The sequence below is a fragment of the Acinetobacter sp. YH12098 genome (assembly GCF_013419235.1).
GTDB classification, from domain to species: domain Bacteria; phylum Pseudomonadota; class Gammaproteobacteria; order Pseudomonadales; family Moraxellaceae; genus Acinetobacter; species Acinetobacter amyesii.
On record NZ_VPAO01000023.1, the window covers coordinates 56,352 to 64,071 of the forward strand.

A 7,720-nucleotide genomic window follows, 5' to 3' on the forward strand; every position below is an offset into this window, starting at 1 on the left:
CGAACTATTGTATACCTTTTAATCTAACCGAATCTGTAGATCCTGAAAAGATAAAAGGGCAAGTATTCTAACTTGCCCTTTGTGAAAAATCGACCTTCGTTGCGACTATATTATTCAGCTGATTCTGACGACTCAGTTTTTTCGCTATGAGGACGATCCAATAAGCCAAAGCTTAAACGATTGGTTAAACTGCGTTTTTCTTCATCGGTTTCAACTACGTCTGTAGAGGTTTGCTCAGACATCGTCTGTGCTTCTTTACCGAAAATACCTAAGGTTGCACGGTTAAGGAAGCTGCCTTCACTACGTGCAGCACGCATATTGACTGTACCGTCTGACTTCACAAGTTTTGGATAGTTCAGTTTAAGTACTTCAATGTATTGCTGAGACGTGGTTTTATCACCAAGTTTGTCATAACCATAGGCTACAGTCGCTAGAGCTTCTGGAACTTGTGGCGCTTGCGGATAATGTTCGATCACCCAAAGTGAACGTTCAACAGCAGCTAACCATGCTTTACGCTTCACATTAAAACGTGCCGCATTCATTTCGCTTTCAGCCAATTCTTGACTGATGAACTTCATACGTTGTGCGGCATCGACTGCATATTCACTCGATGGATAGCGACGAATAAAGTCGACAAAGTTTTGATAAGCCACTTTGAGATAGCTCACATCACGATGCGATTGCTTTAAAGAAGTATAGCGAAGCAAACCATTGTAGTTTTGCTCCATGTTTGAAACACCACGCACGTAGTACGCATAATCAACTTGCGGATGTTGTGGGTTCATACGAATAAAACGGTCTGCAAGTGCAATCGCACCTTCATAGTCTTTTTGCTGAAACTTTACATACAATAGTTCAAGTTGTGCTTGCTGCGCATAGTTACCTGTAGGGTAGTAGGTCTCTAGAGCTTCAAGGTGTTTTGCTGCATCTGTATATTGGTTACGTTCAAGCGCTTTTTGTGCTTTTTCGATATAAATCTGTTCGCTTGATTGTGGACCTGTGTCGACCACTTCTTTCTTTGGATTACTGCTACAGCCTACCATTGCCGATGCAATGCCTATTGTTAGAGCAAGCATTGTCATTTTATATTTTGGTAGCGACATAAAAATTCCTCTGTTAATACGGGCAATGAGCTACAATTGAACTATTAAACCACTTTTGTCTGAATGAGCAAATGAGTCAAGCACAATCTTCCAATTCTAATTTCCCTGAAACTGATTTCAATTTACTTGAAGATTCTGAGGATGCAGATAACCATACTTCAGACTCAACTGCAACACGTTTATCGTTGCAATTTCAATTGGATGAAAGCTATTTAGGACAACGTATTGATCAGGTTTCAGCACTGGTTTGGACTGATTTTTCTCGCGAAAAGCTAAAACAGTGGCTCAAAGAGGGCCATTTGTTGGTCAATGGTAACACTGTGAAACCAAAGTACAAATGCGAAGGCACAGAGTTACTGACTTTAGACGTCGAGTTAGAAGCACAAACACGTAGCTTACCTGAAGATATTCCACTCAATATTGTCTATGAAGATGACGATATTATGGTGATTAATAAACCTGTCGGTATGGTTGTTCATCCGGGCGCTGGAAACAGTACAGGGACATTGGTGAATGCAATTTTGCATCACTACCCAAAATCTTCAGAGTTGACCCGTGCAGGTTTGGTGCATCGTATTGATAAAGACACCTCAGGTCTGTTGGTAGTTGCGAAAAACCTCGAATCCCAATTTTCTTTAAGTAAGCAATTGGCGAAGAAATCGGTTTACCGTATTTACGATTTGATCGTATATGGCAACATTATTGCCGGCGGTACAGTGGATGAGCCGATTAAACGTCATCCTGTTGATCGCATTAAAATGGCAGTCTTGCCGGGCGGTAAAGATGCGGTGACTCACTATAATGTGAAAGAACGTTTCCAAAACTTTACCCGCGTTCAAGCACGTCTAGAAACGGGTCGTACCCATCAAATTCGTGTGCATTTTACTTATATCGGTCATGGTCTCGTTGGCGATCAAGTGTATGTACCACGTGTACGTATGCCTGCAGGCGCGTCGATGTTATTAGATGACACTTTACGTGGCTTTAAACGTCAAGCGTTACATGCAGTTAAATTGGGTCTCGTTCATCCACGTACAGGTGAAGACATGATGTTTGAAGCACCATGGCCTGAAGACTTTAACCAATTGGTTGAAGTTTTACGTAGCGAAAACAAAGCTTATTAAGTTTTAAACTGATTTACACGCCATAGATAGAAAAGGACGGCAACATGCAATTTGTTCAGGGACTTCCACAGGGTGTTTTTGTGGGACAAACTCGAGTTCATCATGATCAGACGCAACCCGCTGAACAACCTGAACTGGCAGGATTTAATCTGGCATTGCATGTGGGAGATGATGCAGCGCGTGTGCAAAAGCACCGGATGCAATTGCTCAAAGACTTTGCTAAATATGGCGTGAATAAAATCAGCTGGATGAACCAAACGCACAGTACGCTATGCCATCGCATTGATGAACAGATCAACTTTGTTGCACCCGAAGGCGATGGTATGGTCACGCAGTCTAAACACCATGCCCTGATGATGATGACCGCAGATTGCTTACCCGTGGTTTTGGGTAATGCTGACGGGACTGAAGTTGCTAATCTGCATGCAGGTTGGAAGGGCTTGGCAAATGGTATTGTGGAAAACACTATTGCAGTCATGTACACTCAGCCAACATGGGCTTGGTTGGGGGCAGCTATTTGCCAAGAGAGTTTTGAAATTGGCGCAGAAGTCAAAGCTGCCTTTTGTTCCAAATATCCAGAACTTGAAAGTGCATTTAAAGCTGGTGTAAAGGATGGCAAATATTATGCTGACCTTTATGCGATAGCGCGTTATATTCTTGCATTACATGGGGTTAAAGCTGTAACAGGTGGCGACCAATGTACCTTTTTGCAAGCTGAAGAATATTTTTCTTATCGCCGCGAAGCGAAAACAGGGCGCATGGCAACATTCGTCTTTATGCTTTGAAAATGCTAAACTTGACTGAATCTATCGACTTTTAAATGTTATGTCTTTGACTGCTAAATCTCTTGCTGTTGTTTACCACAGTCCCTACGGGCACACTGCCAAAGTGGCGAATTTCATTGTACAAGGTGCAGAAAAAGCCGGTGTAAAAGTCCATCTCATGAATGTAGAGCATGTGGATTGGGATGTATTGGACAGTGCAGATGCCATCGTTTTTGGATGCCCAACCTATATGGGCAGTATGAGTGCGGCTATGAAATTATTCATGGAGCAATCATCTAAACGTTGGTTAGCACGGACATGGCAAGGCAAGTTAGCCGCAGGTTTTACCAATGGTGGCGGCTTAAGTGGAGATAAATTGGCGGTATTACAGCAAATCAATTTATTTGCCATGCAGCACGGCATGTTGTGGAGCGGTCTTCCATTGATGCCAACTGGACGAAGCACAACAGATTTAAATCGGATGTCGAGCTTTTTAGGTTTAATGACACAATCGGATAATGCGCCTGTTGAAGTCACGCCACCTGCGGGTGATTTAGAAACTGCCATTTGGTTTGGTGAATATCTGGGGCTGTTGTTAAATAAAGTTAATTAATTTGTAAATAAATCGTTTGAACTATCATTTATAAATCTTTGAAAACCCTAGTGATGGAAATGTTACTGGGGTTTTTATTGGCCTAAAATTCGTGGAAATTGGCATTTTGTATAATATAGTTGTGATGTGTGTCACAAATTGCTATTCATTTACGCCAACGCTATTGATTTAATCTTCTCATAAATTTCACTCGGGATGAGTGAGGAATATTAAAAAGGATTAAATAATCGTGAAAAAAACAATAGTCGCAATGGCATTGACCTTATGTGTTTCTGACGTTGTTTTTGCAGCAGAAGGCTTGGTGGGATTAGCCGATGAAGAATTATCTGCCATCAATGGTGCTGCATTGATGAATATGTCCTATACCGATCCTGTTTTAGTCAACCAACAAATGGTCGATGAAAATATTGGTTTCTACAAACTCAGTTTAGATGCGGTTATGGATCTGAACGTCAATGTCAAAAGTTTGCAACTCGGCTGTGGTGGGGTAAACGGGTCAAATGGCTGTGATATTGATATTCGTCATCTAGCGCTGAGTGGTAATGCTACTTCAACCGATGCCAATGGTAATCCCGTCTTTAATGGTGATCGAGCGTCGACAAGTGCCGAACTGAAAAATCCGTTTATTGAATTTGCAATTAAAAACCCAAAACAAGCCGCTTTACGAGAAGTTAAAGGCTTCCGTGTCAGTGCTGAATCAATTACAGGTTTACTGACCACTGGTATTCAAAACACGGGTGCGCCGACAGACGGGATTAAGTCACTGAGCGGTTATATGAAAATTGCACCGACTACAGGGACAGCAAAGACCCAAGCAGCGATCTTTGGGGATAGCAGTAGCGAGACTTTATCGGGGAATTTGGTGATTAATACGATTTGGAACAATGATCGTAGCTTTGTCAGCCAACCTGAAAATAGTAAGGGTTTAAAAATTCCTTCAATGAATGTGCCATTTACCGTCCCTGAAATTACCATCAACGGAAAACGACAAACTCAAGCCGTTGCCAAAAATATCAGTGCGACTGTACCGTCGATTCAACTCAACCGTGATAGTGGTAGTTTGCAGGTCAAACTTGACCGTAATTTGTTATGGGTAGAAGGGGCGCAGTTCTTTATGGATTCGGGCTCATCAATTGATGGTTTGAAAATGAACATTACCTTTGAGCAAGCCTTAGATATGATTCATAACATTCCATTAAATGGCACAGCAGGTTATTTATCGCTTCAATCTCAAGATATCAGTTGGCCAGATGCCAATGCAGATGATATTGCACGTACAGGTTGGTGGATGTCATTTAAAGACCCGATTAATATTGGCAAATTAAATCCAACATCTGAAGTAGATATTTCAGGCGTCTTGCCACAAGTTGCACAAAAAGTATCGCAAATTTTAACCAATGAACCGATTTATATTCCGTTAGGTTCTGCTGTTGGTGCAGCATTTGGTCTACCGATTTATAAAAATGTCGGTTCAATTAACCTCAGCAATGCCGGTGCGGCCAATTTAACTTTAAAAAATCAGGTCTTGGGGAATCAGGAAGTTCGGACTAACTGTTTTGGTGGGTTGAAATTCTGCTAAATCTGCAATTTAAAAATAAAAAAACCTCCAAAATGGAGGTTTTTTTATACAACTTATTTATGAAAAATACGGGCTTTATCGCGCTGCCAATCACGGTCTTTTTCCGTTGCACGCTTGTCGTGAAGTTGCTTACCTTTTACTAGGGCAATTTCAAGCTTGGCATGAGGACCTTTCCAGTAACATGCCAAAGGCACACATGAATAACCTTTTTGGTTAATCGCACCTTGTAGTTTTTCAATTTCACGGCGGTTCAGCAATAATTTACGAGTACGTGTCGCTTCAGGCACCACATGCGTCGAAGCACTCAGTAAAGGTTGCACTTGAGCGCCGAATAAAAATGCTTCGCCATTTTTAAACGTAATATAGCTTTCTACGATGGTCATACGACCCGCGCGCATTGATTTGACTTCCCAGCCTTGTAATGAAAGACCCGCTTCAAATTTTTCTTCAATGAAATAATCGTGACGCGCACGTTTATTGAGGGCAATCGTACTGCTACTATTTTTTTTAACTACTGCTTTCGTCATAATCAAAAACTTCCAAACTTAGCACTATTGTACCCGAACTTTGAATAAGATGAAGTTTTTAAATTTACAAGCTGACTTCACCTATAAATCAAGATTTTGTTAAAATACCCATCTACAAAATAACAGAGTACAACTGGATGTCTAAAACTCGTGTAATTTATCCGGGCACATTCGATCCAATTACTAATGGTCATATCGACTTAGTGACACGTGCATCACGCATGTTTGACGAAGTTGTCGTGGCAATTGCAATTGGACATCACAAAAACCCTGTGTTTAGTCTGGAAGAGCGTGTTGCACTAGCGCAAGAGTCTTTAAGTCATTTGTCAAATGTTGAGTTTGTAGGTTTTGATGGGCTGTTGGTCAATTTCTTTAACGAGCAAAAAGCAACAGCCGTATTACGTGGTTTACGTGCAGTTTCAGATTTTGAATATGAATTCCAATTGGCAAATATGAATCGCCGTTTGGACAGTAAATTTGAAGCGGTATTCTTAACCCCATCAGAGCAATATTCGTTTATTTCATCTACGCTCGTGCGTGAAATTGCACGTTTAAATGGTGATGTCACTCAGTTTGTACCACAAGCTGTCGTGGAAGCCTTTAAGCGTAAACAACAGCAAGGTTGGTAGAGTGTCTTTATATATCACTGATGAATGCATCAACTGCGATGTCTGTGAACCTGTATGCCCCAATGAGGCGATTTTCATGGGGGAACTCATTTATGAGATTAACCCTGATTTGTGTACGGAATGCGTTGGGCATCACGATAAACCGCAATGTCGGTTGTTCTGTCCGGTGGATTGTATTCCATTGGATCCGGCACATCCTGAAACTCAGGAACAGCTTCAACAAAAGTACGAAAAACTAACTGCTCAAAAAACATCAAGCAATTAGTTGTCAGATTTGTTAGAATGCGCCCCGAAGTGAACCAGACGATCGCTGCTGTGTATAGGTCTCCGTGACTAAAGCAGGGGAGGAAAGTCCGGGCTTCATAGGGCAAGGTGCCAGGTAACGCCTGGGCGGTGTGAGCCGACGGAAAGTGCAGCAGAGAGTAGACCGCCTTCATTATGGTTTCGAGCAATCGAAATCGGAGGTAAGGGTGAAAGGGTGCGGTAAGAGCGCACCGCGTGTCTGGTAACAGTTCACGGCATGGTAAACCCCACCGGAAGCAAGACCAAATAGGGATCCTTTAGGCATGGCCCATGCTGGATCCGGGTAGGTCGCTTGAGCGTATGAGTGATTGTACGCCTAGAGGAATGATCGTCCTCGACAGAACCCGGCTTATCGGTTCACTTCAACAAATTTTGATCAAATACGCGCATTATGGGCTTGACGATATTTAAATATACCTCCATAATGCGCGCACAGTTTAAGGCTATGTAGCTCAGTTGGTTAGAGCACCGCACTCATAATGCGGGGGTCACAAGTTCAAGTCTCGTCATAGCCACCATATTCAAAAAAAGACCACTCCGATTGAGTGGTCTTTTTTTTTGTTTTGATGTTTTAAAATCGAAAGTTTTATCATCATAAATGATGTTAAGCAGTAATATCAGAAGCGCTATTTGATTCAAATAAAAGAACGATACGCGGTAAGGTCATCCGCAAGTGTTTGAGATAAGACTATATCTATTCAAAAATGTTTTTGCGATACTTTGAATAATTTGACGCTAGTGAACGAGTTTTGTCGGTGAGGTGCATTGCACCGCATGATGGTTTCCTTGCGAAGCACGCTTCTCATTTTGCCGAATGAGAAACAACGTTTCGTAAGAGTACCTCCAGCTGAAGGCTAATCCCTTTATTTAAACCCTATGTAAGACTCCGTCGAATAGGCTTAAAAATCATTTTTAAAATATGTCATTATTTTAAGGGCGTAACATCAGATCTTAAATAGGGTCTGTTGACATTTGTTGATTAAAAAAATAGCGAGATAGTAAAATTAAATCGCCAAACCCAATTTTACACTCGCTATGCCTCGAACAATGCTAAATGATCAACACTGGTCCAAGTTAC

8 protein-coding genes, 1 tRNA gene and 1 other RNA gene are annotated in these 7,720 nt (G+C 41.6%); 8 read left to right on the forward strand and 2 right to left on the reverse strand.

Translation table 11 applies throughout. The features are described 5' to 3' along the window. Positions 1–110: 110 nt before the first annotated feature. The gene (locus tag FTU38_RS09325; RefSeq protein ID WP_180106161.1) at positions 111–1,103 is read right to left on the reverse strand and encodes an outer membrane protein assembly factor BamD; all 993 of its coding nucleotides are present in this window, start codon (positions 1,101–1,103) and stop codon (positions 111–113) included. Between the two features lie 71 nt (positions 1,104–1,174). Between FTU38_RS09325 and rluD the strand changes: the two genes are divergently transcribed. From rluD to FTU38_RS09345, 4 genes are all read left to right on the forward strand, one after another. Next, on the forward strand, positions 1,175–2,227 hold the full coding sequence (gene rluD, locus FTU38_RS09330) for a 23S rRNA pseudouridine(1911/1915/1917) synthase RluD (RefSeq protein WP_078191355.1): 1,053 nt from the start codon (positions 1,175–1,177) through the stop codon (positions 2,225–2,227). Positions 2,228–2,271: 44 nt separating this feature from the next. Continuing rightward, positions 2,272–3,012 carry a peptidoglycan editing factor PgeF gene (gene pgeF / locus FTU38_RS09335; RefSeq protein WP_180106163.1) on the forward strand — a complete coding sequence of 247 codons (741 nt, stop codon included), beginning with the start codon at positions 2,272–2,274 and terminating at the stop codon, positions 3,010–3,012. Between the two features lie 40 nt (positions 3,013–3,052). Next, positions 3,053–3,604 carry a flavodoxin family protein gene (locus FTU38_RS09340; protein WP_180048747.1) on the forward strand — a complete coding sequence of 184 codons (552 nt, stop codon included), beginning with the start codon at positions 3,053–3,055 and terminating at the stop codon, positions 3,602–3,604. A gap of 229 nt (positions 3,605–3,833) precedes the next feature. Next, a complete protein-coding gene (locus FTU38_RS09345; protein ID WP_373683985.1) occupies positions 3,834–5,183 on the forward strand; it encodes a hypothetical protein in 1,350 nt (449 codons plus the stop codon). 53 nt (positions 5,184–5,236) lie between these two features. Here the strand turns inward: FTU38_RS09345 and smpB are convergent, their stop codons facing one another. Further along, the gene (gene smpB, locus FTU38_RS09350) at positions 5,237–5,710 is read right to left on the reverse strand and encodes an SsrA-binding protein SmpB (protein WP_078191351.1); all 474 of its coding nucleotides are present in this window, start codon (positions 5,708–5,710) and stop codon (positions 5,237–5,239) included. Between the two features lie 137 nt (positions 5,711–5,847). On the opposite strand from smpB, the gene coaD reads away from it, so the two are divergent. From coaD to FTU38_RS09370, 4 genes are all read left to right on the forward strand, one after another. After that, positions 5,848–6,339 carry a pantetheine-phosphate adenylyltransferase gene (coaD, locus tag FTU38_RS09355; protein ID WP_078191350.1) on the forward strand — a complete coding sequence of 164 codons (492 nt, stop codon included), beginning with the start codon at positions 5,848–5,850 and terminating at the stop codon, positions 6,337–6,339. 1 nt (position 6,340) lies between these two features. Further along, the gene (locus FTU38_RS09360; protein ID WP_180111034.1) at positions 6,341–6,604 is read left to right on the forward strand and encodes a YfhL family 4Fe-4S dicluster ferredoxin; all 264 of its coding nucleotides are present in this window, start codon (positions 6,341–6,343) and stop codon (positions 6,602–6,604) included. A gap of 26 nt (positions 6,605–6,630) precedes the next feature. Continuing rightward, positions 6,631–7,010, forward strand: an RNA gene (gene rnpB / locus FTU38_RS09365) — RNase P RNA component class A. A gap of 73 nt (positions 7,011–7,083) precedes the next feature. Beyond that, positions 7,084–7,160, forward strand: a tRNA-Met gene (locus FTU38_RS09370). Positions 7,161–7,720: the final 560 nt, after the last annotated feature.

What these genes read in the sequence shown, in the direction of transcription:
- FTU38_RS09325 (WP_180106161.1), bottom strand. Translation starts at nt 1,103, where the DNA reads ATGTCGCTACCAAAATATAAAATGACAATGCTTGCTCTAACAATAGGC.
- pgeF (WP_180106163.1), top strand. Translation starts at nt 2,272, where the DNA reads ATGCAATTTGTTCAGGGACTTCCACAGGGTGTTTTTGTGGGACAAACT.
- coaD (WP_078191350.1), top strand. Translation starts at nt 5,848, where the DNA reads ATGTCTAAAACTCGTGTAATTTATCCGGGCACATTCGATCCAATTACT.
- smpB (WP_078191351.1), bottom strand. Translation starts at nt 5,710, where the DNA reads ATGACGAAAGCAGTAGTTAAAAAAAATAGTAGCAGTACGATTGCCCTC.
- FTU38_RS09340 (WP_180048747.1), top strand. Translation starts at nt 3,053, where the DNA reads ATGTCTTTGACTGCTAAATCTCTTGCTGTTGTTTACCACAGTCCCTAC.
- rluD (WP_078191355.1), top strand. Translation starts at nt 1,175, where the DNA reads ATGAGTCAAGCACAATCTTCCAATTCTAATTTCCCTGAAACTGATTTC.